Annotated in this window: 3 protein-coding genes and 1 pseudogene; 3 read left to right on the forward strand and 1 reads right to left on the reverse strand. The window is 64.1% G+C overall.

From position 1 onward, the window contains the following. A pseudogene (locus CFR79_RS15065) lies at window positions 1-708 on the forward strand (chromosome partitioning protein ParB); the annotation flags it as partial. 135 nt (window positions 709-843) lie between these two features. After that, the gene (locus CFR79_RS15070) at window positions 844-2046 is read left to right on the forward strand and encodes a DUF932 domain-containing protein (protein WP_110548431.1); all 1203 of its coding nucleotides are present in this window, start codon (window positions 844-846) and stop codon (window positions 2044-2046) included. A 77-nt stretch (window positions 2047-2123) separates the two neighbouring features. On the opposite strand, the gene CFR79_RS15075 is transcribed toward CFR79_RS15070, so the two are convergent. Continuing rightward, window positions 2124-2399 carry an HU family DNA-binding protein gene (locus tag CFR79_RS15075; RefSeq protein WP_110548432.1) on the reverse strand — a complete coding sequence of 92 codons (276 nt, stop codon included), beginning with the start codon at window positions 2397-2399 and terminating at the stop codon, window positions 2124-2126. 125 nt (window positions 2400-2524) lie between these two features. On the opposite strand from CFR79_RS15075, the gene CFR79_RS15080 reads away from it, so the two are divergent. Then, window positions 2525-3571: a DUF7146 domain-containing protein gene (locus CFR79_RS15080; RefSeq protein WP_258373655.1), complete on the forward strand. Its 1047-nt coding sequence runs from the start codon at window positions 2525-2527 to the stop codon at window positions 3569-3571. Window positions 3572-3961 lie beyond the last annotated feature (390 nt).

The following is a 3961-nucleotide window of genomic DNA, read 5'->3' on the forward strand; positions in this document are numbered from 1 at the left end:
GAACTGACGGCGTGGCGCACGCTGGCCCTGCGGGATGCGTTCGCCAGCAATCCGCACATTGCCCTGACCGAATTCCTGCATACGCTGGTGCGTGATGTTTACTGGCAGACATCGGGCGCAGACTGCCTGGAAGCCTATGTCCGGGAAATCGCGCTGCCGGTTCATTCCTCCGAGATGCCCGGCAGCCTGCCGGCTCATGCCCTTCGCCAGCGCAATGAGGGCTGGAAGCACGATCTGCCGGAAAACGAGGACGCGCTGTGGCGCTGGATCAACGGGCTGGACGACGCCAGCCGCATGGCCCTGCTGGCCCATTGCCTGTCCTTCGGGGTCAACGCGCTTTATGAGCGCATGTCCACTTACGGCGCGGTTTCCCAGCGCAGCGTCACCGAGCGCCTCAAGCGGGCGGATCGACTGGCGTCGGCCGTCAGCCTCGATCTGGTCGAGGCGGGTTGGCAGCCCACGGTCGAGAACTATCTCGGCCGGGTGACCAAGGCGCGTATCCTGCAGGCGGTGCGGGAAGCACGCGGCGATGAGGCGGTGGAGCGCATTGCCCACCTGAAGAAGCCCGCCATGGCGCGTGAGGCCGAGCGGCTGCTGGAGGGTTCGGGCTGGCTGCCCGAGGCGTTGCGCACGTCGAGAAACGCAGAGCAGATGGCTGTTGAGCCAGTGACGGCAGGCGAGGACGTAGAGGCCATCGCCGCCGAATAACACTATGGATTTCGGGATTGTGAGACAGCGGCTTCCGGTGCCCGGAAGCCGCTTTTTTCATGTCCGACACCCCGGAAAGAGGAAGAGGGCGGCTTCGCCTTCTGTGCCGAATAACCGGCATAGAGGAGAGTTTCCATGACCAAGACTACCATCCTGCCCCCTGCGTCCCGCGGTGCTGCGTCCGGCGGCTTTAAGATTGATCCCTCCCGTGGCGGCCGCAATGCCCGCGTCTCGTCCGAATGGTTTTCCCGCCCCGATGACGAACGTTACCTGTCGTTGTCCGATTTGCACGCCGCCACACTTGCCCGTGCCGAGCGCGCCACCGCTCGCACGGTGGAAAGCCGCGCCATTCGCGTGGAAGCATCGCGCGACAATGCCGAGCGCCTGACCCTGACCGTACCGGGACAGAATGAGCCGATTGCGCCCACGCACTGGTCGTTTGGCCAGATGTGCAGCCTTGTTGGCGCACCGTCGTCATATCTGCGCAATCTTCCCGCTCCACTGGCGGCGATCAACCTGCAGCACGGCTTGCTGTCGCACCGGGCCGAACTGGTTAAAACGCTGGAGACGGAAGATGGGCGCGTGGAACTGCGCGCGGTCACCGGCCCCGACTACGGCCGCATCTGGGACCATGAACTGGTCGGCGCGGTGCGGAAGATTGCTGGTGATGGCACAGGCGATACGAACTGGAAGGTGCCCGGTGTCATCGACTGGGTGACCATGACCCATAATCCGTATGTCGACGTCACCAAAGAAACCACGACGCTCTACGCATCGGATCGCGACGTGTTCCTGTTTCTGGTCGACGACACGCACCCGATCGAGGCTGGACGGCTGCCCAACGGCGACCCCGATCTCTATTTCCGGGGTTTCTATGCCTGGAATTCCGAAGTCGGCAGCAAGAGCCTCGGCATTGCGTCGTTCTATCTGCGTGGAGTGTGCCAGAACCGCCTTTTGTGGGGCGTGGAAAATTTCGAACAGATCACGATCCGGCATAGCAAGTTTGCAGCCTCCCGTTTCGTGCATCAGGCCACGCCAGCGCTACGGAATTTCGCCACGGCCAGCCCGGCATCATTCGTTTCGGGCATTCAGGCCTCGCGCCGGACTCTCGTTGCAAAAACAGACGATGACCGTGAAAGTTTCCTGCGGCGACGTGGTTTTTCGAAACCGGAAACCAGCAGGATCATCGAAACTGTTTTGCACGAGGAAGGACGCAAGCCCGAGAGCGTGTTCGACTTTGTGCAGGGGATAACAGCACTGGCGCGGACGAAGACCAATCAGGACACACGGCTCGATCTGGAGGGCAGGGCACGCAGGCTGATGGAGAAGGTCGGATGAACGCGCCCATCATCAGAAACCGGCATGATGGGGAAGGGGCGGCGGACGAGGTCCGCCGCCTTTTGCCTGTCGGCAGGTCAGTCGTTCAGGCTGTCCTTGAGCGCCTTGGCAGGGGTGAAGGCCAGCTTGCGCGAGGCCGCGATCTGGATGGTCGCGCCCGTGGCCGGGTTGCGGCCTTCACGGGCGGCGACTTCCCTGACCTTGAACTTGCCGAAGTTCGGCAGGGTGATTTCATCACCGGCCCTGGCAGCAGTGGTCATCGCCTCGATCAGGGCGTCCAGCACCTTGCGGGTATCGGTTTTGCTCGTGTCGGTGGTGGTGGCGATATGATCGACCAGATCGGCAATCTTCATGGGAATATCCTTCGTTCTCTGTCGGGTTGGAACCCGCTGGTCCTGCCGTTAAGGGGAAATTATGACGTCTTCAAGCCTGCCGGGAGGGTGCGATGACAGACGCGCACGCATGAGACGCTGGCGATTTGGCCCGCAGACTGGCCGAAAATGCCGAGGCGGTGTGTCGCCATTATCTCTCGGCCGGGCGACGGCATGGCAATTACTGGCTGGTCGGCGATGTCCACAACACCCCCGGCCACTCACTTTATGTCCGCCTGCATGGCCCCTCGGAAGGGCGCGGGGCCGCCGGGCGCTGGACGGATGCCAGCACCGGTGCGTTCGGCGATCTGCTCGACCTGATCCGCGATTGCCTCGGGCTGCTTGATTTCCGTGATGTCGCGGACGAGGCCCGTCGTTTCCTCAGCCTGCCGCAACCACAGCCACGACAGCCCCCTGATCGTGGTCGTTCCGATGCGTTCAGCCACGATACTTCCGGGCAGGCATCTGGCACCGCTGACGCTGCCAGACGGCTCTGGGCCATGTCCCGTCCGATTGCCGGTACGCTGGCAGAAACCTGGCTGCGATATCGTGACCTCACCTGCCTGACGGACCTGTCATCGCTGCGTTTCCATCCAGACTGCTACTACCGCGCCGATGCCGACAGTCCGCCCGAGACCTGGCCCGCGATGATCGCTGCTGTCACCGATCTCGAAGGCCGCGTGACCGGCGTGCATCGCACCTGGCTGGCGCACGATGGAAAGGGCAAGGCGCCTGTCGAAATGCCTCGCCGGGCGATGGGCGACCTGCTCGGCCATGCCGTGCGCTTTGGCCCGGTGTCCGACGTTCTGGCGGCGGGCGAGGGGATCGAGACGGTGCTGTCGCTCCGCGAAGTCATGCCCGATCTGCCACTGGCCGCCTGCCTGTCCTCGGCGCATCTCGCCGCCATGGCGTTTCCGCCCACGCTGCGCCGCTTTTACGTGCTGCGCGACGACGATCCCGCTGGAGACCATGCGGTGACGACCCTGATGGCCCGGACGCAGGAGGCCGGGATCGAGTGCCTCGTGCTGTCACCGCGTCTGGCGGATTTCAACGATGATCTGCGCTACCTCGGGCGTGGCGCGATGCGGGCGATCCTGCATCCCCAGCTTGCCCCACAGGACGTGGTGCGGTTTCTGCAACCCGTCGCGCACTGAGGCGGGCCGGGAAGGGAGAGCCCGGGTCATCTTCTTTCCCTCCCGTGCGGGACTGTCCCGTTTCCGGATAAGGCGCGCCCTCGGCCTTTCTTGGAGGGGAGCGGGCGTCAGACAGGCCGGGCCTGCAATGGCGGAGCCGGCTATTTTCCGCCGCGCGTGCCGCGCTTTGCATCGCGAAACAAAATAGCCGTCTCCCTGCCATCCTCCACTGCGTTCCGGCCGCGCGTTGCGCGGTTCCGGCCCGGCCTTCGTCTGCCGCTATCCGCCCCCGGAAAGGCCGCGAGGGACGCGGCCAGAACCGGAGGACAGACCCATGACCCGCACACAGGATGATTTCGAACCTGCACACGCCACCTCTTCCACCGCCCATGTGCTGGCGGAACTCCAGCT

The organism is Komagataeibacter saccharivorans, assembly GCF_003207825.1.
GTDB lineage: Bacteria > Pseudomonadota > Alphaproteobacteria > Acetobacterales > Acetobacteraceae > Komagataeibacter > Komagataeibacter saccharivorans.